Raw genomic sequence first — 22,963 nt, 5'->3', positions numbered from 1 at the left:
ACTACCGGTAGCACGCCGATGCCCGTTGCGGGGCAACTAACTCAGATGATACGAGGTCAATCTGCGCCGTACCACTAGTTCGCGAGCGATTCTATCCCGGCTACACCGCGGCGACGAGATGGGCCGCACGTATTCTGCAGTACATCTCGTCGACAATGGCGGGCTGCGCCATCAGCGTGTCGCTTCAACTCGCCGGCGAATCGGCGGGTGCTCGCCCGATGCTGATGCCAAAGCAACGCAACGGATCACCATATTGAGAAGGACACCGCGAGTTGGCGATATTCCTCACTGATCTGCCCCAACGGGCAATGGAGCACCGCCTCGGCGACGCGCTGCGCGTCTATGTCGACGCGATGGGCTACCCCAGAGGCACCGAGAGCCAGCGCGCGGCCATGTGGCTAGAACACAGCAGACGACCTGGCTGGAAAGCGGTCGCGGCCTTTGACGTGGCGGCAGGCCGAAGTGGCGATGCAACCGAAGAGTCACCTCCACCCGCCGGGCAGCTGCCGTCGGCTGAGGAACTGAGCACTGCGCCGCTACTCGGCATCGCTTACGGCTACCCCGGGGCGCCTGGTCAGTGGTGGCAGCAACAGGTCGCTTTAGGCTTGCAGCGCAGCGGCTTTCCGTCCGAGGCGGTGAACCGGCTGCTGAACAGCTACTTTGAGCTGAGCGAATTGCACATTGATCCCCGCATCCAAGGCCGCGGTCTCGGCGAGGCCCTGGCCCGCCGACTGCTGGCCAATCGGGCCGAGAACCATGTGTTGCTTTCCACCCCGGAGTCCAACGACGAGCCCAATCGAGCGTGGCGGCTTTACCGCCGGCTCGGGTTCACCGACTTCCTCCGCGGCTATCACTTCGCCGGCGACCCGCGCGCCTTCGCCGTCCTGGGGCGAACGCTGCCGCTGTAACCCGCACCCGGAGATTGCTTGCCGCAGCGGCATCCGAATCTGGCACGATGACCTGGTGCGCGCCAGCCTCCCCCCGCTTCCCACCCCAGGATCCCGGCAAGCCAGGGCCCGGCAGCGCCGCGTGTTGGCAACGGCGATGCTACTGATCCTGGTGCCCTTGGTTACCAGCTGCTTGCGGGTCAGGGCATCCATCACCATCTCCCCCGACGACTTGGTATCGGGGGAGATCATCGCCGCAGCTACGCCCAGGAACGACAAAGACACTGGCCCCCAACTCCAGAGCAACTTGCCGTTCAGCCACAAAGTGGCGATCTCGAACTACGACAGCGACGGCTACGTGGGGTCGCAGGCGGTGTTTTCCGATTTGACCTTCGCCGAGCTGCCGCAGCTCGCCAATATGAACTCCGACGCCGCCGGCGTGAACCTGTCCTTGCGCCGCAATGGCAACCTGGTCATCTTGGAAGGCCGGGCCGACCTGACGTCACTGACCGACCCCGAAGCTGATATCGAACTGACCGTCGCTTTCCCGGGAGTAGTCACGTCCACCAACGGCGACCGCATCCAGCCTGACGTCGTGCAATGGAACCTCAAACCGGGTGTGGTGAGCACCATGAACGCCCAAGCCCGCTACACCGATCCCAACACCCGGTCCTTCACCGCGGCCGGTATCTGGCTTGGCATCGCGTCGTTCGCGGTCGCCGGAGTGGTCGCAGTCCTGGCATGGTTCAGTCGAGACCGCTCCCCCCGATTTACCACGCCAGGCGACCAGCCACGCAGCTAGATGCGCTGATCCTGCGGGGCCGGCGACCAGTAGGCCAGCATCTCTGCAAAGGTCTCGAACGCGGCCGCAGAAACACCGTACGTCGCTTCGAGGTGGATGCTCAGCGGAAAGCCGAGATCGACGACTCCGTCTAGCACGCGCTTGTAAAGGTCGACCATGAGCTGGCGCCGCCGCGCGGGCTCGCTGGCGGCCAGCTTCTTGACGAATTCCTGCTCATCGGCCACCACGGCATTGCCCGGATCCTGGATCAGCCAGTTGACCAGCCCGATCCGGCTCTCAACCTTGGGCACGAAGCCGAACGACAGGAGCACCTCGGGCCGGTGATCGGTGGTCTGAGCGAACTCTCGAAGAAACCCCACGATTGCGTCGGAATACAGCAGCTGGGTCATGCCGTAGGTCGCGCCCTGATTGCACTTGAAGTCGAACCGACCTTGTTCACCTTCTCGGGTCGGGATCAAGATCACACCGCGGTTCGCGAGCAACTGTTGATACATCGAAAGGGCATCCGTCGGCGCGACTCCAGAGCCCTCACCATCACTCATCGTGCGCGGTACACCGACGAAGACAACACCCTCCATGCCGGCGTCAGACAGATCGCCGAGCCGCTGGCGCAGCGCTGCGTCGTCCATGAACGCCGTGACCTGGGTACAGAGGCCACGCACCCCCGGCAACTCCGACTTGATAATCGACCAGAAGTCGAGCACGTCCATCTTGGGCAGCATCGGGACGGGCCTATCTTCGTCCTCGGCGATAATCCCCGGCATCATCACATGCCCTATCCGGCCGTCGAGCCCGGAATCGGCCGAGTACTGTCGCACCCTGCGAGCATCGTCAAGCGCCCGCTCCTTGCCATCGTCGACGTTCGGTGGCACCAACTCAAGCGCGATCGTATTAAGCGTCACGTAGCTCCTCTTTCAGGCAACTGTTGCGCTGACCGTTCCCGGGCCGCGCCGCGCCGCGCAAACCTCTCCTGCTGGGCCCCGGGCCGGCCAGCTGGCCCAGGTCGCCATCCCAGCATAAGTCCGAGATAGTGAGTCAGTCGAAGCAACTCCCCGCCTGGTAGCTCAACGCGGCCCGCCCGCACTCATCCAAACCGTCCCGCCCACCCGCCCGGACCTGCGCCGAATAGACTGTCGGGCCAGAGACCTGCCGAGCAGAAAGGGGCGCCACACTGACCGTCCAAGCATCGGCAACCGTCGAACTGGCCGGCAAAATTGCCGTCCAACTTCGACGATATCTTGACGACCGCCGCGCAGAGGCCTCCCACATTGGCGCCGATTATGACGTCGTGACGGCGTTGCTCAAAGACTTCGTACTCAGGGGCGGCAAACGGCTGCGGCCGGTTTTCGCCTATTGGGGCTGGCGCGCGGTGGCAAACCAAGAACCCGATCCTGACGAGTTGCTGTTGTTTTCCGCGCTGGAACTGCTGCACGCCTGGGCGCTCATTCACGACGATGTGATCGACCGCTCTTCCACCAGGCGCGGCAAACCAACGGCTCACGAGTATTTCGCAACGCTGCACCGCGAGCAGAATTGGCGGGGCTCAGCAGACCAGTTCGGGATGTCGGCGGCGATCCTGCTCGGTGACGTTGCACACGCCTGGGCGGACGACATTGTCTCGCGAGTAGCCCAAGACCGGCTTTCGCCCGACGCTCACCGGCGAGTCCAGCGGGTCTGGGCTGCTATCCGTACCGAAGTACTCGGTGGGCAATATCTGGACATCGTCGCCGAGGCCAGCGCGGCGGACTCGATCTCGTCGGCGATGAACGTCGCCACCTTCAAAACCGCCTGCTATACGGTGTCTCGACCGCTGCAGTTCGGAGTGGCCGCCGCCGCTGACAGACCCGACGTAGAGGCCGTTTTCGGGCAGTTCGGTACAGACCTCGGGGTGGCGTTCCAGCTGCGCGACGACGTACTCGGAGTGTTCGGGAACCCGGCCGTAACGGGCAAACCATCCGGGGATGACCTCAGGTCCGGCAAGCGCACGGTGCTCGTGGCCGAAGCTATCGAACTCGCCGACAAATCAGATCCCCTAGCCGCCAAACTGTTGCGCACCTTGATCGGCACCCGGCTGACTGACCCGCAGGTGCATGAACTTCGCTGCGTCATCACCGAGGTCGGCGCGCTGGCCGCCGCGGAGGAACGAATCACCGAACTGACCCAGCGGGCGCTGGCCGCGTTAGAATCCGCACCAATCACCGCGGCAGCCCGGGCAGGGCTGTCCGAACTGGCCAAAATGGCCACAGACCGGTCCGCTTGAACGCATGACGACTCCGACGCACTCATCTACGGCAGACGCGGAAAATACGAAAATATCTATAAAACAATATTTTTCACGGATACGTACCTTCACAACCACTGCTGAGGCCGGCCCCGCCCGACTGGGCTTCGTCGGCGCAGTGCTCATCACCGCCGGCGGCCTGGGGGCAGGCAGCACCCGCCAACACGACCCGCTGCTGGAGGGCACGCACATATCCTGGCTGCGCTTCGGGCATGGGCTGGTGCTGTCATCGGTTCTGTTGTGGCTGGGTGTGGCTCTGATGCTGATCGCATGGCTGGCGTTGGGCCGCCGGATCATCGCCGGCGAAGCCACCGAATTCACCATGAGAGCCACCACGGCTTTCTGGTTGGCGCCGCTGCTGCTGTCGGTACCGGTCTTCAGCAGGGACACCTATTCGTATCTGGCCCAGGGCGCACTGCTGCGCGACGGTCTAGATCCCTATGCGATTGGTCCGGTAGGCAATCCGAACCCGTTGCTGGACGACGTCAGCCCCATCTGGACGATCACTACAGCCCCTTACGGTCCGGCGTTCATCCTGATTGCGAAGTTCGTCACAATCGTTGTCGGAAACAACGTGGTCACCGGAACGGCGCTACTGCGCTTGTGCATGTTGCCCGGACTAGCGCTATTGATCTGGGCCACTCCTCGCTTGGCCCACCATCTCGGCGCTGACGGCTCAATAGCCCTGTGGATCTGCGTGCTGAACCCCCTGGTTCTCATCCACCTGATGGGTGGAGTGCACAACGAAATGCTGATGGTGGGCCTGATGACCGCTGGCATCGCGCTGATGTTGCAGCGCCACCATGTCTCGGGCATCACCTTGGTTACCGTCGCAATCGCGGTCAAAGCTACTGCCGGACTGGCTCTGCCGTTTCTATTCTGGGTTTGGATGCGGCATCTGCGCGAGGACCGGGGGCACCGACCGATTCCGGCATTCCTGGCCGCAGCCGGCGCATCTCTGGCAATTTTTGTCGCGGTATTCGCGGTGTTGTCGGCCGTGGCTGGCGTCGGATTGGGGTGGCTATCCGCGCTGGCCGGTTCCGTCAAGATCATCAACTGGCTGACCGTACCGACGGCGGCAGCGAACCTGATCCACGCCTTGGGTAGCGGGTTCTTCGCGGTCGACTTCTATGCAACGCTGCGGGCCACCAGGCTCATCGGAATCGTGATCATTGGCGTATCACTGCCCGTGTTGTGGTGGCGATTCCGCCGCGATGACCGGGCCGCACTCACCGGCATCGTGTGGGTAATGCTGATCGTGGTGCTGTTCGTCCCGGCCGCGTTGCCTTGGTACTACTCCTGGCCACTGGCCGTCCTTGCCCCGCTGGCCCAATCGCGGCGGGCAATGGCGATCATCGCCGGGTTCTCAACGTGGCTCATGGTGATCTTCAAGCCCGACGGGTCACACGGCATGTATTCCTGGCTGCACGTATCGCTAGCCACCGGGTTCGCGTTGATCGCCTGGTATTCGCTGCATCGGGCGTCAGAGCCGCCGGTCGCCAAGACCGAAGCGCAAGCGATCAGTAGGCCATAGCCTGCGCCCGCCGCAACACCTCCCGGGCTTGGTGGGCGTGCAGCGCATCGACCGGACGCGCGTTATCGACGCTATCGCGGGAGCCGTCCCGGGTGATAGTCAGCGATGGGTCGGGGGTAAACAGCCAGCGCATTATCTCTGTGTCGTCGTAGCCGCCGTCGCGCAAGATGGTCAGCAAACCCGGCAGACTCTTGACCACCTGGCCAGAGTCGGTGAAGAAAACCTGTGGCACCGCCACACCTCCGGCGCGACGCACCGCGACCAGATGACCGTCTCGAAGACGCTGGTGCACCTTGGTTACTGGCACGCGGAGCAATGCCGCGACCCGGGGCAGCTCATAAGTAGGCTCGTCGGGGCCCAAAACGTCGTCGCCGGCGGGAATACTGACCACCGGCCAAGTGTAGAGCCTAGACACGGCCCGGCATGCGCCTTGCGCACAGTTCTAGCGGCCGATACCACCTACCATTAGCCCGTGACCGGAGCCGAATTGCCCGGCTCTCCCCCGCAAGCGGGAGGTGCCCCCACCTCGGGCCATGCTGGCCCGAATCGTCGACGCGCTGAAGTCAGCACAGCCGACCCGTTGGACGGTACTTTGTTGGATGACCGTTATCTCGTTCAGGCCAGGATAGCCAGCGGCGGTACTTCGACAGTCTACCGCGGCTTAGACGTCCGGCTGGACCGCCCAGTCGCGCTGAAGGTGATGGACTCACGCTACGCCGGTGATCAGCAATTCCTGACCCGGTTTCAACGGGAGGCTCGTACGGTCGCCCGCCTGAAGCATTCCGGTCTGGTCGCCGTCTACGATCAAGGCCTCGATGCCCGCCACCCGTTTCTGGTGATGGAGCTGATCGAAGGCGGCACCCTACGCGAGCTGCTGGCCGAACGCGGTCCCATGCCACCGCATGCTGTGGTGGCGGTGCTTCGCCCCGTGCTGGGCGGGCTCGCCGCCGCCCATCGTGCTGGCCTGGTGCATCGCGATGTCAAGCCGGAGAACGTCCTGATCTCCGACGACGGCGACGTCAAGATCGCAGATTTCGGGTTGGTGCGCGCCGTTGCCGCGGCCGGAATCACCTCCACCAGTGTCATTCTGGGTACCGCGGCTTACCTATCGCCAGAGCAGGTCCGCGACGGGTCCGCCAGCCCACGCAGCGATGTCTACTCCACCGGGATTCTCACTTACGAGCTGCTGACCGGTGGCACACCGTTCACCGGCGACTCCGCGTTATCGATCGCCTATCAACGCCTTGACACCGAAGTGCCTCCCCCCAGCACTGAAATCGAGGGTGTGCCAATACAGTTCGATGAATTCGTGGCGCGCGCGACCGCACTCGACCCCGCAGACCGATACGCCGACGCGGTCGAGATGGGCGCCGATTTGGACGAGATCGCAGAAGAACTCGCGCTGCCATACTTCCAGGTGCCGGCGCCACAGGACTCCGCCCAGCACCGGTCGGCTGAGCTACACCATAGCCGTGTCACCGACCCCCGCACCGCGGCGGCGCAGCCGCATCCGCCTTCCCCCCAACCACCTCACCATCCCACCCGGCAACTGACTCGCGGCCCCGGGGACTGGGCTGAGCAAACTCGACCGGCTGACTGCGAAGAACCACCCGACGAATATGAATACGAGCCGGTGTCGGGCCAATTCGCCGGCATCGCCATGGACGAGTTCGTCTGGGCACGACAGCACGCCCGGCGCATGGTACTCATCTGGGTTGCGGTCGTGCTGGCAGTCACCGGGCTGGTCGCGACCGCTGCATGGACGATCGGAAACAATCTGAGCGGACTGCTGTAGCGGTCGACAAAGAAACGGTGGGAACTAGTCGCGCAGCATCTCCGCGACCAAGAACGCCAACTCGAGCGACTGCTGCGTGTTCAGCCGCGGATCGCATGCCGTCTCATAGCGGCCGGCCAGATCGGTGTCAGAAATGTCTTGTGCGCCACCGAGACATTCCGTGACGTTCTCACCGGTGATCTCGAGATGAATACCCCCCGGATGACTCCCCAAAGCACGATGCACTTCGAAGAAACCTTGCACCTCATCGACGATGCGATCGAAGTGCCGGGTTTTGTACCCATTGGATGATTCGTGAGTGTTGCCATGCATCGGGTCGCACTGCCAGATCACCTGGTGACCGGTGGCCTGGACCTTCTCGACGATGGGCGGCAACAGATCGCGCACCTTGTTGTTACCCAGCCTGCTCACCAACGTCAACCGGCCCGGCTTGTTGTGCGGGTCAAGCCGCTCGACGTACTCGACAGCCGCTTCCGGAGTAATCGTTGGACCGATCTTGACACCAATTGGGTTAGCGATAACCTCGGCGAACGCAATATGTGCGCCGTCGAGTTGACGGGTCCGCTCGCCGATCCAGACGGTGTGCGCCGAGAGGTCGTAGAGCTGCGGTTGCCCTGCTTCACTATCGGATCCATCCGTCAATCGCAGCATGGAGCGCTCGTAGTCGAGCACCAAAGCCTCATGGCTAGCATAGATTTCGGCCGTCTGCAGGTTGCGGTCCGCCACTCCGCAGGCGCTCATGAACCGCAACCCGCGGTCGATCTCGGTGGCCAGCGCCTCGTAGCGCGCGCCCGCCGGAGACGTTCGGACGAATTCCCGGTTCCAGTCGTGGACCAGGTGCAATGATGCCAGGCCCGACGACGTCAACGCCCGCACCAAGTTCATCGCGGCGCTGGCGTTGGCGTAGGCCCGCACCAGCCGGGACGGGTCGTGCTCACGCGCCTCGGCGTCCGGAACAAAACCATTGATCATGTCGCCGCGATAAGACCTCAGCCCCAACGCGTCGATATCTGCCGACCGGGGTTTGGCATACTGACCCGCGATACGGGCTACCTTCACCACCGGCAAGCTGGACCCGTAGGTCAGCACTACAGCCATCTGCAGCAGGGTGCGGATATTCCCCCGAATGTGGGGCTCTGTGTTGTCAGTGAACGTCTCCGCGCAGTCGCCGCCCTGCAGCAGGAACGCCTCACCTTTGGCGACCTGGGCTAGCTGTTCCTGCAACCGGATGATCTCCGACGGCACCGTAACCGGCGGCACACTCTCCAAGACCGTGCGCATCGCCAACGCTTGGTCGGCAGGCCAGCTGGGCTGCTGGGCGGCTGGCTTGGCCAGCGCGGCGTCCAGCCGGGCCCGCAAATCGGCCGGCAGCGGCGGCAACGACGGCAGCTGGTCGATCGGAATGTCGACGGTCCAATTCATCGGTCCATGGTAACTGGGCCGCACGATCGGCTAATTGGGGCGAACGATACGTCAACTCAGCCACACCTTCCGGCGGGAACTGATTGTCTGCCACCTCAGCGACCCACAGTGTCTGCGGATGTAATGAGCCGGTATCGGCGTAGCTGGTCGCGAGCATCGACCAACGCGTCGTGTACGTCGCGCGGCCGCGGCGGCATCCGCGGACAGCCGGAGTCTTCCCACAATTGCCGCAATTCTCGAGTGAAGCGGGGCAACGCCGGCGGCAGGCCCGTCATCGGCCCCCAAAGCTGACACAAGACCACGTGGTCATAGGCCCCCACCCAAGCCCACAACTCGATGGGATCGGAACCCGAGACGTCAAAAAATTCCTCCAGGTCCGCCCGGATCTGACTGCGCGAGCGCCACAACTGTGAGGCCGGTGGCGGCAGTTTAGGCAACACGTTGGCTCGCACCCAGCTACCAGCACGTTCAGGATCGAATTCAGTGGACACCGCGTAGTACTCGCGACCGTCCTCGGCTACCACACCGATGGAGATCAGTTCGATAGTGCGGCCGTCCTCAATGAACTCGGTGTCGTAGAAGTACCGCACCGCCGCAGCCTATCGGCCAGCCGTATCCGGTGGGCCCAACACGCCACCCAATCGGCCGAACCGAGCTGCATACAGGTGACATCGCCGGGCACCGATTAGGCTGTGTGCGACATGAGTAGATCGCAGTCGCCCGGCTTCGGCAGTCCACGCGGGCCGGTTTTGTTATGGTGCCTGCTCTGGCTGCTCGCCGCTGCGGCGCTGGGTTACACGGCTTGGAGATTGTTCGGGCACACGCCCTACCGTATCGATATCGACATCTACCAGATGGGCGGTCAAGCGTGGCTGGACGGGCGTCCGTTGTACAGCGGAGACGTACTGTTTCACACGCCCATCGGGCTGAACTTGCCGTTCACCTATCCCCCGCTGGCTGCCGTGGTGTTCAGCCCGTTCGCATGGTTACAGATGCCAGCCGCAAGCATCGCAATCACACTGCTGACTTTGGTGCTGCTGCTCCTGTCGACCATGATCGTGCTAACCCGCCTCGATGTTTGGCCCAGCTCGACGTTGCTGCCCGGACCAGCTTGGCTACGCCGGTCATGGCTGACCGTGGCGATAGTGGCGCCGGCCGCAGTATGGCTTGAGCCGATCAGCTCGAACTTTGCTTTCGGCCAGATCAACGTTGTGCTGATGACCCTGGTGATCGTCGATTGCTTCCCGCGTCACACTCGGTGGCCACGGGGCTTGGCGCTGGGTCTCGGCATAGCCCTCAAACTCACTCCGGCGGTGTTTCTGCTCTACTTCCTACTGCGTCGAGACAACCGAGCCGCCGGGACCGCGGTGGCGTCCTTCTCGGGCGCAACGCTGATTGGCTTCGTCCTGGCCGGGTCGGATTCGTGGGAGTACTGGACTCACACGGTGCTCCACACCGATCGAATCGGCAGCGCTGCCTTGAACACCGACCAGAACATCATGGGTGCGCTCGCCCGGCTCCTGGCGATCGGGGAACATGAACGCTTCCTGCTCTGGGTGGCTGCGTCGCTACTCGTGCTCGCAGCCACCGTATGGGCGATGCGACGAGTGCTGACTGCCGAAGAACCGACCCTGGCCGTGATATGCGTAGCATTGTTCGGCTTGGTGGTTTCGCCGGTTTCATGGTCCCACCATTGGGTGTGGATGCTACCTGCGGTGTTGGTGACCGGCGTTATCGGCTTTCGTCGCCGCAATCTTGCGCTGGCCCTGGTCAGCGCCGCCGGTGTCGCACTAATGAAATGGACGCCGATCGACCTGCTCCCCCAACACCACGAGACAGCCGCGGCTTGGTGGCGTCAACTTGCCGGGATGTCCTATGTCTGGTGGGCGCTTGCCGTCATCGCCACGGCCGGATTCAGCGTCGCCACCCGGATCACGGCGCAACAGCCGACCGCCGACACATCGACCCCGATGTCGACGGTCGGCTGACCCTTGAGAAACCGGAGTTAACCAGCTGCAGTCTCGGGGATCCGCGCTGCATCCTTGGAACCGGCATCAGCACCGGCGCTGCTGCCCTTGACGCTGGCCGCGTATATGTCGACGTACTCTTGGCCCGAAAGCCCCATCAACTCGTAGATCACTTCGTCGGTGACAGCCCGCTCTATGAAGTGGTTGCCGGCCAACCCCTCAAAACGCGAGAAGTCCATCGGCGCACCGAAACGTACGGTGACACGGCCGAACCGCAACATCTTGCGACCGGGGGGATTCACGACATCGGTGCCGATCATTGCTACCGGAATCACCGGAACCCCGGTGTGTAGGGCTAGGCGGGCCAACCCAGTCTTGCCTTTGTAGAGTCGACCGTCAGGCGAGCGGGTGCCCTCGGGGTACATGCCTAGCAGCCGGCCCTGACCCAACAATCCCTGCGCCGATTCCAGCGCGGCTTGCGCGGCATCGGCGTTGGCTCTGTCGATGGGCACCTGCCCAGACACGCTGTAGAACCAGCGGTTGATCCAGCCCTTTAGCCCGGTGCCGTTGAAATATTCCGCCTTCGCCAGGAACCAAATCCTGCGCCGCACCACCAAGGGAAGATAAAAGCTATCTGCCACCGCTAGGTGATTACTTGCGAGTATCGCCGGCCCCGAACTCGGGATGTGTTCTAGTCCTTCAACTTTCGGCCGACCGAGCAAAGTAAACAGCGGGCCCATCAGAATGTACTTGAATAGCCAGTACCACATGACCCTCCCTCTCGCGTCTGCGCCAACTTTACCCACCTGCAGTGGGTGGCGACCACCTCCGCGGGACAACGACCCGGCATTACTCCTCGAGGGTAACGGGAATGGCCTGGTAGCGCGTCTTCACAGGGCCACTGCCGGGGCTGTTCTCAGCGCTAAGACCGTCTCCGGCTGGGCCATCGGGTGGAGGTTTCGGCGATCGGTCGATGTCGTCGACTATGGCTCGGATTACCTCCAGCAAAGCAACGCTATGGTCAGCGATGACGGTCAGCAGCGGGTGCTGCTCACCGCTCACCACCGCGGCCAACGCACACAACGGACACCACACTTGCTGGCACTTGCCGGGGCCGTTGTCACCGGCCGATCCAACGCCTGACGCCATTGCGGCCGCCGCCCGTACCGCTGGATCGATTCCATCCAGGATTGCCTGTGCAAGCCTGCGTAGCTCCGGACCCACGTCGGCATGAGCCCCACTCACTTCGGCCACACCTCCGGATCTGGTCGAAAACGAACTGTCAGCTCACTACCTCGCAGATGCGCATCCAGCACTGTGCACCTCCGCAGCACGGACGCCAACTTAACTCTGCGCCGCATCGCGCCAGCGCTGATGACAAGGTCGTCGTCGGCCCGGCCCAGAGTCAGCGCTCCTGCGTCAACCTGAGGCAACGCCAGCCGCAGTCGATACACCGATCCGAGACCTGACCCGGACTCCAAGTCCACAATAGGGCGTAGTGGGCCCGGTGGCGCGGCGCCACGACGGCGACGAGCGCTGTCAAGCAGGCCACTCAACGCCTTGGGGCCAATCGGTTCCCCGGACAGGTGCGGAACCAGCACCAACGCAACATCACCGATGGTGGTGTCGAGTTCGGCAAGGACGGCACATTGCTCGGAGATACGTTCGGCGTACCAGGAGAACGCCGGATGGTCCGGCAGACTGCGGTACTCGTACGCCTCGTCCCGCACGAGAACCTGATTAACGAGCAACTCCTCGACCCGCACTCCCATCAACGCCAGCGCGCCTAGCGTCCGGGCCGCCTCAGCGGCCACCACCCGCTCCGGAGTGAGCACCAGGTGCGCACTCACCAGCTCGCCGTCGGTCAGCAATGCGTTGAGTCGGTCGACGCTCGCGCTGGTTCGCTCAAGCAGTTCCGCCAATGCGACCAGCCTGGCGTCGTCAGCCGCGATGCTCAGCCGCCGATGCCGCGGCCAGGCCCGCTCCACATACAGCCCGAATGTGGCGGGCAGGGTCAACATACGAAGCGCATCGGCAGTCGAGGCACAGTCAACCACGACGCGATCCCAGCGCCCGGCCGCCGCGAGCTGGCTGACCGCGTGCAGGCCGAGAACTTCCTGAATCCCGGGCAGCGCCGAAAGTTCTTCGGGAGCGAGGCTACTCAACTCGGATTCGGGAAAATGGAGGCCTAGGGTATCCACGACCGCACGCCACCGCTGCTCAAGCAGCGCTAGGGTATCCAGCGCCAGCGCGTCGACAAAACCGCCGCCGGCGGCCGGGTCGTCGGAGAGCACGCGCACGGGATCACCCTGGCCGGTCGGCGGGACGGCAACACCAAGCACATCGCCCAGCGAGTGCGCCTGGTCGGTGGAGACCAGCAGCACTCGCCGACCGGCGCTCGCATCACAAACCGCACTGGCAGACGCCAGGGTCGACTTTCCTACCCCGCCTTTGCCAACAAACAGACTGATCTGGGCCGGGGTAGGCGCAACGGACTCACTCAGCCTCGACTCGTTTCTTCAGATCCTTCAAAGCGCCGTCTGTCAACCTTCGTTCAGCTTTGCGTTTAAGCATCCCGATCATCGGGATGACAAGGTCAACGGAGAGTTCGTAGGTTACCTTGGTGCCAGAACCTTCGGCGGCCAAGCGATATGTCCCTTCGAGGGACCTCAGCAGCGAGCTGGAAACCAAGGTCCAGCTTAACGATTGGCGATCTGCCGGCCACTCGTAAGACATCACCAAGGTGTCTTTGATCACGCCAGCGTCCATCACGAATCGTACGATCTTCGGATAGCCGTCGGCGCCTCTTTCCTGGACTTCGGCTTCCTTGTATTCCGAGATCCAGTCTGGGTAGGTGTCTATATCGGCGATCACCTTCAACACAGTGCTTGGATCCGCATCAACGTAGATCGTCTGCGTTGTCTTCTCCGCCACCTAGCCACTTCCTTCCCCGCACCAGGGCCGACCCCAGGAACCTCCGTGAGCACCCCGCATCCAAGCCGAAACGGTACTCTCTCACGCGGAATCTAGACGCGGGTTAAACTACCGGACAAACCCCGATCGGGCGCGACCTCTCCAACGTCGACTTCACCTCAAACGCCATTTTTTTGCCCGCGACCCGACGCTTGTGTGTCATTCTGGCCAGATTCATTCGGGCCAGCTGCGCAGCCGTGGCACCGGTCGGTTCGGCATGGAGGAAATAGTGCAGCACCACCCCGTCTAACGACGGCTCCAGCCAGACCTCCATCGTTCCGGTCAACGCACCGGCCACCGTCCACCTGATTCCCTTGTCCGCCCGGTCCTCGGTGACTTGCAGCCTCAGATCGGGCCACCAGCGGGACCAGCTCGAACAATCGCTTATCGCGGCTCCGACGTGCACACCGTCGGCGGCTACGTATGTCTCGTCGGCAATCTGGATGCTGTTCATTGCCCCAGCTTCACACAGCCCATCCGCCCTCAGCTCAGGCGCCCGCCAGTCGGCAAGCCGAAGCCCCTCTGCGGGAATACCCAGATTAGGCTGTGCCGTGGAAGACCAGCACCGAGAAGCGTCACGCGACGTCCTACTTAGCTCAAGCGAGGTCAATAGAGTGAGTCAGTACAGTGCACCTGCCCACTTTTCCATCGCCGAGCACGACAACATCGCGGCCACAGTATTCGAACACGAGCGCGATGACCCAGACTTTGTCATCTATCGGCGCCAAGTCGATGGCGCCTGGATCGATGTGACGTGCGCGGAAGCGGCCAGCCAGATTCGCTCAACCGCACTAGGTTTGATTTCCCTAGGAGTGCAGGCCGGCGACCGGGTCTCGATTTTTTCGGCCACCCGCTACGAGTGGGCAATCCTCGACTTCGCGATCCTCTCCGTGGGCGCGATCACCGTGCCGATTTACGAGACGTCGTCGGCCGAGCAAGTGCGCTGGGTGCTGCAGAACTCCGCAGCGGTGTTGGTATTCGCAGAAACCGATGGGCACGCGGCGACAGTGACCGAACTAACCGGCGAACTGCCCGAATTACGCCAGGTGCTGCGGATCAACGGTTCAGGGCCAAAGGCCCTCGACGAACTGGCCGCAGCCGGCGCATCGGTCGACCCTGGCGTGCTGACCACCCGACTGCAGGCGCTGCGTTCCGACGACCCGGCGACGCTTATCTACACCTCCGGCACCACCGGAAACCCGAAAGGCTGCCAACTCACCCACTCCAACTTGCTCCACGAGATCGAGGGCACCCACGAGCGCTTCCCAACGTTGCTGTGCCGCGGTCAGCGGCTACTGGTTTTCCTGCCACTAGCCCACGTCCTGGCCCGGGCGGTGACTTTATCGGCGTTCACCAACAAAGTGACCGTCGGATTCACCAGCGACATCAAGAACCTGCTGCCCTTGTTCGCAGAATTCAAACCGACGATCGTGGTGTCGGTGCCGCGGGTTTTCGAGAAGGTATACAACACCGCTGAGCAGAACGCCGCCAACGACGGCAAAGGTCGGATTTTCGCCAGCGCCGTGCAAACTGCCATCGACTGGAGCCAAGCGCAGGACGATGGCCAACCGGGATTGTTGCTGCGCGCCAAGCATGCTCTTTTCGACCGGCTGGTCTACCACAGGCTGCGCGCGGCGCTCGGCGGCGACTGCCACGCGGCCGTCTCGGGTGGCGCTCCGCTTGGAGCGCGATTGGGCCACTTCTACCGCGGTGTCGGCTTGACGATCTACGAAGGCTACGGCCTAACTGAGACCAGTGGAGCTATCACGGCCAACCAGGTCGGCGACCTGAAGATCGGCACGGTAGGAACACTGGTGCCCGGCAACAGTCTGCGCCTGGCCGACGACAAAGAGCTGTTGGTACGCGGTGGCGTCGTATTCAGCGGTTATTGGCGCAACGAGCAGGCAACCAACGAAGCGTTCACTGACAGCTGGTTCAAGACCGGCGACCTCGGCTCAGTCGACGAAGACGGATTCTTAACCATTACCGGGCGCAAAAAAGAACTCATCGTGACCGCAGCGGGGAAAAACGTCGCCCCGGCGGTGCTCGAGGATCAGCTGCGAGCACACCCGCTGATCAGCCAAGCGGTTGTGGTCGGGGACGCCAAGCCGTTCATCGGCGCCCTGATCACCATCGATCCCGAAGCCTTCGACGGCTGGAAGCAGCGCGGCGGCAAGCCAGCTGATGCCTCGGTCGGCGATCTCGCCACCGATCCGGACCTGGTCACCGAGCTGGACGCAGCCGTTAAGCAGGCAAACTTGGCGGTGTCGCATGCCGAATCGATCCGCAAATTCCGCATTCTGCCTGTTGACTTCACTGAAAACACCGGCGAGCTGACGCCGACCCTGAAGGTCAAGCGCAATGTGGTGGTCAAGAAGTTCGCCTCGGACATCGAAGCGATCTACAGCGATTAACGGGTAACACACCCGGCACCTGCGTGGTGTGCTGCGCAGTGCATCGGGGGCTTAGCGCGGCGGCTCGACATTGGGCGGCGCGCCGCGTAGCAGGTCCGCCAACCGCGCGGCCAGCGTCTCCCAACACCAATCGGTAGTCACCCAGTCCCGCCCCGCGGCACCCATTGCAGCAGCACGGTCGCGATCGGTCAGCAATTGGGTAACCGCACGGGCGATCTCGCCCACCGAGGTGCCGTCCACCACCACCCCGGTCTTGTTGTGCTGCACCGTTTCCGGTGCACCGCCAGATTCGCCGGCGATCACCGGCACACCGGTGGCCGAGGCTTCCAGAAACACGATGCCTAGACCTTCGACGTCCATTCCGCCGCCCCGTGTGCGACAAGGCATCGCAAATACGTCGGCGAGTGCATGGTGAGCAGGTAGCTCGTCGGCAGCCACGCTGCCGGCGAATGTCACAGCGTCGGCCACCCCGCAGTCCTGGGCCAGTCTGCGCAGTTTGTCCCGATAGGGACCGCCGCCTACGAGAACCAGAACCGCTCCATCAACACGACGACGAATCGACGGCAACGCCTTGATCAGCATGTCCTGGCCTTTGCGCGGAACCAGCCGGGACAGGCACACCACCGTGGGGCGCTCGCCCAGCCGATAGCGTTCACGCAGCGTCTGGCGAGCGGCGGGATCGGGACGGAACCGCTCGGTGTCGACCCCGGAAGGCAAGTATTCCAGCGATGCCGCGGGGCCAAGAGCGGAGGCAAATCGGGACCGGGTGTAGTGGCTGACAAACGTCACGGTATCCGTGCTGTCACCGATACGACGCAGCACCGACCTCGCTGCTGGCAGCATCGACCAGCCCACTTCGTGGCCGTGTGTGCTGGCCAGCACCCGAGTCGCGCCGGCTTTCCGTGCCCGCGACGCAAGCAAGGCCAGTGGCGCTGCCGCCCCGAACCAGACGGTGTCAATGTCATGCTCGGCAATCAGCCGGCGCATCCGCCCATCGACTGTCGGACCGGGCAGCATCAATGTGCCCGGGTGTCGCACCACCTGATAGCCCTGCGCGCAGGCTTCCTCGTCGAAGGCGTCCGCGCTCTTCCACTGTGGCGCGTAGACTGTCACAGCGTGCGATCCGGATTGCACCAATCGGGAAACGAACTCGCCTAGGTAGGACTGGATACCACCGCGGCGGGGCGGGAAATCGTTGGTTACCAGCAGGACCCGGCTCACCCGCGCCAATCTAGCCGGTACAGGTTAGGCACATGCACTAGCGGGTCGCCCAATGTCGCCAGCGCGCGAGCAAGCCGGCTGAGTCGGCCCCAAGCACCGTACGGAAGGCAGTGGGCAAGTCGGCGTGTCCGACACCGCACGCAGCCAGGTAGAGCGTTCGCAACGTGGCGGGACCGTAGCTGGCCGCGATGAAACGAGCAAACCACCAGGCACGGTCATAGGCGACCGAACGCCGTGGCCCCGGTGTGTCCAAGTCGGTGTCCGACGGTAGCCGCTCCACGACAGACGTCGCTTCGGCGGGCACTGCGACGTTTGGGCGGGCAACAAAATCGGCTACTCCCTCAGTCAACCATCGAGGCGCATCTGCGACGGTGTCGGCCCGCGCGGCATAGTGAAAAAGTTCGTGAGTCAGGACTATTCGCAGCGCGGCGGTACTCATTGTGACCGCGCCCGGGGCGAAGACGATACGTTGCCCGACCAGCACCCGGTTAACGGGATCGACATAGTCGGCCACGGTCACCGCCGCGATGTCCGCCCATTGCGACGCCGCGCCTCCTCCCGCGGCCGCACGAAACTGTTTGTCCGAGCCTGCGGCCACCACCGAGATGTCTTTCGACCATCCGGCTCCCCAGAAAGCCACGACGTCGTCAACAGCGGCACCGACGTTCGCCGCGACTCGGGACAACAAACGGTCGGTTCGGCGACCTCCAAGGCTGACCAGGCGGACAGTACGGTTGCCGACAGCCAGCCGTGTCGCTGGGGTGGCAGCGTCTGAAGCCACCAACCGGGGAGGTGCTGCACGCATATTGCCTGCCAGCTGGATCTGCAAAACCGCCGCGGCAACCAGCTCACACAGAAGCACACAGACTAGCGATAACCGCTGCCACCGCCGCCACGGCGGCAGCTGGACCGAGCTATCCGTGGTCAGTAGCGCCGGGCGTCGTAGATCGGCCCGGACGCGTTCATCGGTACCACACCCACCGGAACGCCGTAAGTCGAAGAGTGGATCATGAGTCCATCACCGATGTAAATGCCGGCGTGCGACGCATCGGAGTAAAACGTCAGGACATCACCGGGCTGCAGATCGGACAGCGCCACCGGCTGTCCGCCGTTCGCCAGCGCCTGGCTTGAGTGCGGCAGTGCAACACCGGCTTGCTTAAAGGCCCACATCACCAAACCCGAGCAGTCGAACCCGCCAGGCGCGGCGCCACCCCACACATAGGGTGATCCAACCTGGGTCAACGCAGCCTGAACAACAGCTGCCCGGCCCCCGCCATTTGGCGGCGCGGGTGGCAACCCGCCCGGTTGCGGAGCCCCACCGGGGGCTTGCCCGTCAGCTGGTGGTTCACCTGGTGGCGACACCTCCGGCGCCGGGGCTGGGGGGATTGCAGCAGGCGGCGGAACCTGTCCCGGATCGGCGAGGGCGGTGCGCTGCTCCGGAGTCAACGAACGATACTGCGACTTGACAACAGCGATCTGCACCTGCAGCTGAGTCTGCTTCCGCTGCAGGCCCGCCCGCACGGCGGCAGCCTGCTCGGCCGCGGTCTTGGCCTCGGCAGCGGACTGGGAGGATGCCTGCGCCGCCTTCGCGGCCCGCTCGCCAGCAGCTCGGTAGTCAGCCATCTGCATCGCCATTTGAGCCGCCAGGACACGCTGCACCGACAGACCCTGGATCAGATTCTGCGGTGACGACGCCGTCAGGATGGCTTCCGTGCCGTCGGTGCGCCCACCCATGTACGTGGCGGCCGCAAGCTTATCGACAGTGCCTTGAAATTCAGCCAAGCGTGTGTTGGCGGCCTCCACCGCAGCCTGATCGTCCGCGTGCTTTTTTTCCGCGGCTTGCTGGGCGGCCAGCTTGTCGTTCAGGTCGAGCTGTGCGGAGTGCATAGCTTCGGTGGTCCGCTCCGCCTGCCGAGACAACTCGTTCAGTTTTGCCGTTGCGTCGTCAGCTGGGTCTGCCGCCGCGTTGGTGGCCAGTAAACCGGATAAAACCAAGGTGAGGCTCGCTAGCGTCCCGATGGCGGTGCGCATGACAACGCGCATGATCGGATACCCAAGGTGAAGCCTCAAAGTCTTTGTTTCCTTAAACTGCCATCGGCGCAAACCGGCCGAGCTGGTTCAGATCTCAAACAGGTTACGAAATGATCTCGGCGTTGTCCAAAGCAGATCGTTAAGAAAACAGCCAGATTTCTGGCCAAAGATTGTGAGCGGCGCAGGGCGACCGCTGCGACCTCGGATTGGGTGTTCCAGGCGGTTTATAAACGGCCTCCAAACGACTTCCAAACGACTTCCAAACGACTAAGCCACACCGGAGCGGCCACGCCGAAGCGGCACCAGGCGCAGCCGCGGAGCCAATCCGGCATCAGCGAGCACTTCCAACGCGGCTCGTTCATCGTGCAACAAGGTCTCCGGCGTCCCGAGCAGCACACTCACGACACAATCGCGGCATCCGGGCCCCCGCACCGCACAATCGTCACAATCGATCACCACCGGCTCGGCCGGTCCGGTTACCGAGGCAAGGTTGCCAGCGGTTCCGTTGTCTTGTGCCATCGAGTGGATCCTCTCGGTTGAGCTTTCGCACACCATGTGGTGTCGCGCTGAACGCTAACCGCGGCCACCGACAGCAATCCGTGACTCAGCCGGCAAGCAGGTTGGGCTCTAACCAGCGTGGTTCCCGCCGAATGTCGGTGCGCATGCCTAACGTCACGACCATGGGCGTGACCGATGCGACTCAGCTCAATTTCGCTGAGCTTCACCCGGTGGCCTTTCCCGGGCTTGCCCCGGCCGCCTGCACAGCCGAAGACGTGTCGTTGCGCGAGACGACCTTTGTCGTGGTGGACTTGGAGACCACAGGCGGACGCGCAGCCGGTACCGGGCAATCGCCCCCTGACGCGATCACCGAGATCGGCGCGGTCAAGGTGCGCGGTGGCGTCGTCCTCGGCGAATTCGCCACCTTGGTGGATCCGCAGCGCAGCATTCCGCCCCAGATCGTGCGGCTAACCGGCATCACCACGGCGATGGTGTCCGACGCCCCAACCATCGACGCTGTTCTGCCGATGTTTTTGGAATTCGCCGGCAGTTCTGTCCTGGTAGCCCACAACGCCGGTTTCGACATCGGATTCCTGCGGGCCGCCGCACAGCGGGGCGGTATCTCGTGGCCGCGACCCAAGATATTGTGCACCGTTCGGCTGGCACGTCGGGTGCTGAGCCGGGAGGAAGCTCCCAGCGTGCGACTGGCCGCGTTGGCGCGGCTTTTCGCGGTGGCTACGCAGCCCACTCACCGCGCCCTCGACGATGCCCGCGCCACCGTCGACGTGTTGCACTCGCTCATTGAAAGAGTGGGCAATCAGGGCGTGCACACCTACGCCGACCTGCGTTCGTATCTGCCCAGTGTGACGCCGGCTCAGCGCCGAAAACGGGTGTTGGCAGACGGCCTGCCGCACCGGCCAGGAGTTTATCTATTCCGCGGGCCTTCCGGCGAAGTTCTCTACGTCGGCACTGCGGTCGACTTGCGACGCCGGGTGAGTCAGTATTTCAACGGCGCAGACCCCCGTGGCCGGATGAAGGAGATGGTCGCCCTCGCCGACAACGTCGACCATGTCGAGTGCGCGCACTCGCTAGAGGCTGGTGTCCGCGAACTGCGAATGCTGGCTGCCCATGCACCGCCGTATAACCGCCGGTCGAGGTTTCCGCACCGCTGGTGGTGGGTGGCGCTCACAGATGAACCCTTTCCGCGCCTATCAGTGATCCGCAGCCCCCGACACGACCGAGTCGTCGGCCCGTTCCGGTCCCGAGCCATCGCCGCCGAGACGGCAACCCTGATGGCCCGATTCACCGGAATCCGGACCTGCACCAGCCGGCTGTCCCGTTTCTCCGTGCACGGTCCGACCTGCCCTGAGGTGGAAGTGTCCCCCTGCCCCGCCGCCCGCGACGTGACGGCCGAACAGTATGCCGGGGCGGCTCGGCGCGCAACGGCCCTCATCGACGGGCTGGACAACACCGCGCTTGCTGCGGCCGTGCAACAGGTCACCGCGCTCGCCGAGCGCCACCGCTACGAGAACGCCGCGCGGCTGCGCGACCAAATCGCCACCGCGATCGAGGCACTGTGGCGTGGCCAGCGCCTACGTGCGCTGACCACGCTGCCCGAGCTGATCGCCGCAGCTTCGGACGGCAGCGGTGGCTACCAGTTGGCCGTCATCCGCCACGGCCAACTCTCGGCGGCTGGTACCGCGCAGCGCGGGGTGCCACCGATCCCGGTGGTCGACGCACTCCGCGCCGGAGCCCAGATAGTCCTGCCGACACCAGCCCCACTCGGCGGCGCATTGGTGGAAGAAACCACGCTCATCGCGCGCTGGCTGGCAACATCGGGAGTTCGCATTGTGCGGGTCACCGGGGTCGGCTCCCCCGATGGCGGGGGGTGGTCCTCGCCGTTGCGGGCAGCGGGCGCATGGGCAGCATGGGCAGCATCGGCGCGCGCAGCGCGGCTGACGACCGACCAGACGGGCGCAGATCTCGATGACGATCAGTCAGACCTGCTGACCGAACCGCACCCATCGCGCGAGCAACTGTTCAGCCGCTCCGGTGTCGATCGCAGCATTGGCACGGCGCAAGCCGTCTTCCCATGCCGACAACCAGTCGACGCGGCTGGATAGCCCAGCGTAGGCAACCAGCGCGCCTGCCGCGTTGAGCACAACAGCGTCGCGGACCGCACCCTTGGCGCCGCGCAGCACCGAGCGCGCTTCGGCGGCGTTGACCTGCGCGTTCCCTCCGCGCAGCTGGTCAAGCTCGGCCCGCGCGAACCCAAACCTGGCAGGGTCGAAAGTCAACTTTTCCACCGTCCCGGCCTGCACCCGCCAAATGGTGCTCGTGGTGGTCGAGGTCAATTCATCGAGCCCATCGTCACCGTGCACCACCAGCACGCTGGAGTCACGCGCGGCAAACACCTCGGCCATTACCTCCGCAAGGTCGGCGAACGCGCAGCCGATCAACCCGGCCCGCGGCCGAGCCGGATTGGTTAGTGGCCCAAGCAGGTTGAATACGGTAGGCACCCCAATCTCGCTGCGCACCGCGGCCGCGTGCCGATAGGACGGATGAAATTGCGGAGCGAAACAGAACCCGATCCCAATCTCAGCGAGACTGCGCGCCACCTGATCAGGCCCCAGATCGATGCGCACCCCAAGCGCCTCTAGCGTGTCGGCGCCCCCAGCCAACGAGGACACGGCCCGGTTTCCGTGTTTGACCACGGGGACGCCTGCGGCCGCCACAACGATCGCCGCCATGGTGGACAGATTGACCGTATTGACGCCATCACCACCGGTGCCGACAACATCGACGGTGTCGCCGATCGTCGCGCCGGGAACCGCACGGGCGTGACTAAGCATGACGTCGGCCAGCTCACCGACTTCGGCTGCGGTTGGAGCCTTCATCTTCATCGCCACTGCGAATGCGGCGATCTGCGTCGGCTTGGCTGCGCCACTCATGATCTGTTCCATCGCCCAAGCAGCCTGCCCCGGCGCCAGATCCTGCCCATCGGTGAGCCGACCCACAACGAGCGGCCAGGACATCATCGCCCCAGACGCGGGCCCGCCAGACTCACGGGCAGAAGAATCCTCAGACGAGAGTGCCACGCGCCGATGGTCCCACGACGATCAAAGGCCCCCAACCACC

General features: G+C 63.9%; 21 protein-coding genes and 1 pseudogene. 8 read left to right on the top strand and 14 right to left on the bottom strand.

What is annotated here, in order from left to right; genetic code table 11:
* Positions 1-272: 272 nt before the first annotated feature.
* Positions 273-908: a GNAT family N-acetyltransferase gene (locus ACO07W_RS00470; RefSeq protein WP_421840041.1), complete on the top strand. Its 636-nt coding sequence runs from the start codon at positions 273-275 to the stop codon at positions 906-908.
* 136 nt (positions 909-1,044) lie between these two features.
* The gene (locus ACO07W_RS00465) at positions 1,045-1,689 is read left to right on the top strand and encodes an LppM family (lipo)protein (protein WP_421840084.1); all 645 of its coding nucleotides are present in this window, start codon (positions 1,045-1,047) and stop codon (positions 1,687-1,689) included.
* Here the strand turns inward: ACO07W_RS00465 and ACO07W_RS00460 are convergent.
* Positions 1,686-2,591 (bottom strand): mycobacterial-type methylenetetrahydrofolate reductase, encoded by a 906-nt coding sequence (locus ACO07W_RS00460; protein ID WP_421840040.1) that lies wholly within the window; start codon positions 2,589-2,591, stop codon positions 1,686-1,688. The two genes, ACO07W_RS00465 and ACO07W_RS00460, sit on opposite strands and share 4 nt — an antisense overlap.
* A 299-nt stretch (positions 2,592-2,890) precedes the next feature.
* On the opposite strand from ACO07W_RS00460, the gene idsA2 reads away from it, so the two are divergent.
* Positions 2,891-3,949: a bifunctional (2E,6E)-farnesyl/geranyl diphosphate synthase gene (gene idsA2 / locus ACO07W_RS00455; RefSeq protein WP_421840083.1), complete on the top strand. Its 1,059-nt coding sequence runs from the start codon at positions 2,891-2,893 to the stop codon at positions 3,947-3,949.
* A gap of 4 nt (positions 3,950-3,953) precedes the next feature.
* A complete protein-coding gene (locus ACO07W_RS00450; RefSeq protein WP_421840039.1) occupies positions 3,954-5,504 on the top strand; it encodes an alpha-(1->6)-mannopyranosyltransferase A in 1,551 nt (516 codons plus the stop codon).
* On the opposite strand, the gene ACO07W_RS00445 is transcribed toward ACO07W_RS00450, so the two are convergent.
* Positions 5,491-5,895, bottom strand: a complete 405-nt coding sequence (locus ACO07W_RS00445; protein WP_421840038.1) for an Rv2175c family DNA-binding protein — start codon at positions 5,893-5,895, stop codon at positions 5,491-5,493. The two genes, ACO07W_RS00450 and ACO07W_RS00445, sit on opposite strands and share 14 nt — an antisense overlap.
* Positions 5,896-6,084: 189 nt before the next feature.
* On the opposite strand from ACO07W_RS00445, the gene ACO07W_RS00440 reads away from it, so the two are divergent.
* Positions 6,085-7,299 (top strand): protein kinase domain-containing protein, encoded by a 1,215-nt coding sequence (locus tag ACO07W_RS00440; RefSeq protein ID WP_421840082.1) that lies wholly within the window; start codon positions 6,085-6,087, stop codon positions 7,297-7,299.
* A gap of 24 nt (positions 7,300-7,323) precedes the next feature.
* Here the strand turns inward: ACO07W_RS00440 and ACO07W_RS00435 are convergent, their stop codons facing one another.
* Together ACO07W_RS00435 and ACO07W_RS00430 are read right to left on the bottom strand one after the other, a co-directional pair.
* The gene (locus ACO07W_RS00435; RefSeq protein WP_421840037.1) at positions 7,324-8,721 is read right to left on the bottom strand and encodes a class II 3-deoxy-7-phosphoheptulonate synthase; all 1,398 of its coding nucleotides are present in this window, start codon (positions 8,719-8,721) and stop codon (positions 7,324-7,326) included.
* A 95-nt stretch (positions 8,722-8,816) separates the two neighbouring features.
* A complete protein-coding gene (locus ACO07W_RS00430; protein WP_421840036.1) occupies positions 8,817-9,311 on the bottom strand; it encodes a polyadenylate-specific 3'-exoribonuclease AS in 495 nt (164 codons plus the stop codon).
* Positions 9,312-9,422: 111 nt separating this feature from the next.
* Here ACO07W_RS00430 and ACO07W_RS00425 point away from each other — a divergent pair, with 111 nt between their 5' ends.
* Positions 9,423-10,709, top strand: coding sequence for a glycosyltransferase 87 family protein (locus ACO07W_RS00425; protein WP_421840035.1), 1,287 nt, complete (start codon positions 9,423-9,425; stop codon positions 10,707-10,709).
* A gap of 17 nt (positions 10,710-10,726) precedes the next feature.
* Here ACO07W_RS00425 and ACO07W_RS00420 read toward each other — a convergent pair whose 3' ends face one another.
* The 5 genes from ACO07W_RS00420 to ACO07W_RS00400 form a co-directional block, all read right to left on the bottom strand.
* Positions 10,727-11,458: a lysophospholipid acyltransferase family protein gene (locus tag ACO07W_RS00420; protein ID WP_421840034.1), complete on the bottom strand. Its 732-nt coding sequence runs from the start codon at positions 11,456-11,458 to the stop codon at positions 10,727-10,729.
* A gap of 79 nt (positions 11,459-11,537) precedes the next feature.
* The gene (locus ACO07W_RS00415; RefSeq protein ID WP_421840033.1) at positions 11,538-11,933 is read right to left on the bottom strand and encodes a hypothetical protein; all 396 of its coding nucleotides are present in this window, start codon (positions 11,931-11,933) and stop codon (positions 11,538-11,540) included.
* A complete protein-coding gene (locus ACO07W_RS00410; protein ID WP_421840081.1) occupies positions 11,930-13,192 on the bottom strand; it encodes an ArsA family ATPase in 1,263 nt (420 codons plus the stop codon). Before ACO07W_RS00410 ends, ACO07W_RS00415 begins: the two co-directional genes overlap by 4 nt.
* Positions 13,185-13,622: an SRPBCC family protein gene (locus tag ACO07W_RS00405; RefSeq protein WP_421840032.1), complete on the bottom strand. Its 438-nt coding sequence runs from the start codon at positions 13,620-13,622 to the stop codon at positions 13,185-13,187. The genes ACO07W_RS00410 and ACO07W_RS00405 overlap by 8 nt, the downstream gene beginning before the upstream one ends.
* Before the next feature lie 103 nt (positions 13,623-13,725).
* Positions 13,726-14,115: a polyketide cyclase / dehydrase and lipid transport gene (locus ACO07W_RS00400; RefSeq protein ID WP_421840031.1), complete on the bottom strand. Its 390-nt coding sequence runs from the start codon at positions 14,113-14,115 to the stop codon at positions 13,726-13,728.
* A gap of 160 nt (positions 14,116-14,275) precedes the next feature.
* Between ACO07W_RS00400 and ACO07W_RS00395 the strand changes: the two genes are divergently transcribed.
* Positions 14,276-16,075, top strand: a complete 1,800-nt coding sequence (locus tag ACO07W_RS00395; RefSeq protein WP_421840030.1) for an AMP-dependent synthetase/ligase — start codon at positions 14,276-14,278, stop codon at positions 16,073-16,075.
* Between the two features lie 51 nt (positions 16,076-16,126).
* Here the strand turns inward: ACO07W_RS00395 and pimB are convergent, their stop codons facing one another.
* From pimB to ACO07W_RS00375, 4 genes are all read right to left on the bottom strand, one after another.
* Positions 16,127-17,296 carry a GDP-mannose-dependent alpha-(1-6)-phosphatidylinositol monomannoside mannosyltransferase gene (pimB, locus tag ACO07W_RS00390; RefSeq protein ID WP_421840029.1) on the bottom strand — a complete coding sequence of 390 codons (1,170 nt, stop codon included), beginning with the start codon at positions 17,294-17,296 and terminating at the stop codon, positions 16,127-16,129.
* 37 nt (positions 17,297-17,333) lie between these two features.
* Positions 17,334-18,101, bottom strand: coding sequence for a hypothetical protein (locus tag ACO07W_RS00385; RefSeq protein WP_421840080.1), 768 nt, complete (start codon positions 18,099-18,101; stop codon positions 17,334-17,336).
* A 119-nt stretch (positions 18,102-18,220) separates the two neighbouring features.
* Complete coding sequence (ripC, locus tag ACO07W_RS00380) at positions 18,221-19,339, bottom strand: peptidoglycan hydrolase RipC (protein ID WP_421840079.1); 1,119 nt, start codon at positions 19,337-19,339, stop codon at positions 18,221-18,223.
* Between the two features lie 255 nt (positions 19,340-19,594).
* The gene (locus ACO07W_RS00375; RefSeq protein ID WP_421840028.1) at positions 19,595-19,846 is read right to left on the bottom strand and encodes a hypothetical protein; all 252 of its coding nucleotides are present in this window, start codon (positions 19,844-19,846) and stop codon (positions 19,595-19,597) included.
* A 131-nt stretch (positions 19,847-19,977) separates the two neighbouring features.
* Here ACO07W_RS00375 and ACO07W_RS00370 point away from each other — a divergent pair.
* A pseudogene (locus ACO07W_RS00370) lies at positions 19,978-21,885 on the top strand (DEDD exonuclease domain-containing protein); the annotation flags it as partial.
* Here ACO07W_RS00370 and trpD read toward each other — a convergent pair.
* On the bottom strand, positions 21,823-22,923 hold the full coding sequence (trpD, locus tag ACO07W_RS00365) for an anthranilate phosphoribosyltransferase (RefSeq protein WP_421840027.1): 1,101 nt from the start codon (positions 22,921-22,923) through the stop codon (positions 21,823-21,825). The pseudogene ACO07W_RS00370 and the gene trpD overlap by 63 nt on opposite strands.
* Positions 22,924-22,963: the final 40 nt, after the last annotated feature.

The sequence above is a fragment of the Mycobacterium sp. genome, assembly GCF_965230835.1.
Classification (GTDB): domain Bacteria; phylum Actinomycetota; class Actinomycetes; order Mycobacteriales; family Mycobacteriaceae; genus Mycobacterium.
This window is presented reverse-complemented; position numbering and strand designations above follow the sequence as displayed.

Excerpts from the sequence above, each read along its gene's own strand:
- ACO07W_RS00465 (WP_421840084.1), top strand. The coding sequence starts at position 1,045 with ATGCTACTGATCCTGGTGCCCTTGGTTACCAGCTGCTTGCGGGTCAGG.
- ACO07W_RS00450 (WP_421840039.1), top strand. The coding sequence starts at position 3,954 with ATGACGACTCCGACGCACTCATCTACGGCAGACGCGGAAAATACGAAA.
- ACO07W_RS00435 (WP_421840037.1), bottom strand. The coding sequence starts at position 8,721 with ATGAATTGGACCGTCGACATTCCGATCGACCAGCTGCCGTCGTTGCCG.
- ACO07W_RS00425 (WP_421840035.1), top strand. The coding sequence starts at position 9,423 with ATGAGTAGATCGCAGTCGCCCGGCTTCGGCAGTCCACGCGGGCCGGTT.
- ACO07W_RS00420 (WP_421840034.1), bottom strand. The coding sequence starts at position 11,458 with ATGTGGTACTGGCTATTCAAGTACATTCTGATGGGCCCGCTGTTTACT.
- ACO07W_RS00400 (WP_421840031.1), bottom strand. The coding sequence starts at position 14,115 with ATGAACAGCATCCAGATTGCCGACGAGACATACGTAGCCGCCGACGGT.
- ACO07W_RS00385 (WP_421840080.1), bottom strand. The coding sequence starts at position 18,101 with ATGCGTGCAGCACCTCCCCGGTTGGTGGCTTCAGACGCTGCCACCCCA.
- ripC (WP_421840079.1), bottom strand. The coding sequence starts at position 19,339 with ATGCGCGTTGTCATGCGCACCGCCATCGGGACGCTAGCGAGCCTCACC.
- ACO07W_RS00375 (WP_421840028.1), bottom strand. The coding sequence starts at position 19,846 with ATGGCACAAGACAACGGAACCGCTGGCAACCTTGCCTCGGTAACCGGA.